1 pseudogene is annotated in these 657 nt (G+C 49.5%); it reads left to right on the top strand.

Annotated elements, in window-relative coordinates:
* Positions 1 to 657: pseudogene (locus tag R7E78_RS27370) on the top strand (transporter); the annotation flags it as partial.

The raw sequence follows: 657 nt of genomic DNA on the forward strand, positions 1-657 counted from the left end.
AAAAGCCTCTACCAAGTGTGGTTCAACCCAACTGCTACCAGTCGTCAGCAGTTGATGGTTGGAAAAATTGCGACGATAGTATCTGGCGTATTAGCCACGGTCACAGCTTTGCTGCTGGCGTCTGTTGAGTCGTACAGCTTGTTCGACATGATGATTGTGTTCGCGGCGTTCATTCAGATGCCAATCAACATCCCATCTCTGCTTGCACTCGTCAGTTTGAAAACACCGAACTGGTCGCGATGCGCCACCGTTATGGTCGGATGCGCAGTATCGCTCTTTATGATGTTTATCTTTGATGTACAGTGGCTCTCTTCCTTGCCATTAACGCCAAGAGAAAGCAAAGACCTGTCCGTGGTCGCAACGCTTGCCGTTCATTTACTGGTGACTGGAGGCTTCTTCCTGTTTACGCGGGTCTTTTATGCCAAAGAGTCACCATCAATCCAGCAAAGTCGCACTGCACTTGCGATTCAACTAGCCACACCGATCAGCGACGAGGAGCTGTCCCCTATCAATCATAAGCAAGGACTTTATGTCGGCTCCATCACAGCGTTGGCGGGCATGTTACTGATTCTTGCCGGCGTCGTGTTAGTGGGCTCTTCTCAATCCATCTTTGTCGCAATTGGCTGCATTGTGTTGCTGTTTAGCTTGTTCCTACTA

The sequence above is a fragment of the Vibrio sp. YT-19(2023) genome (assembly GCF_033337395.1).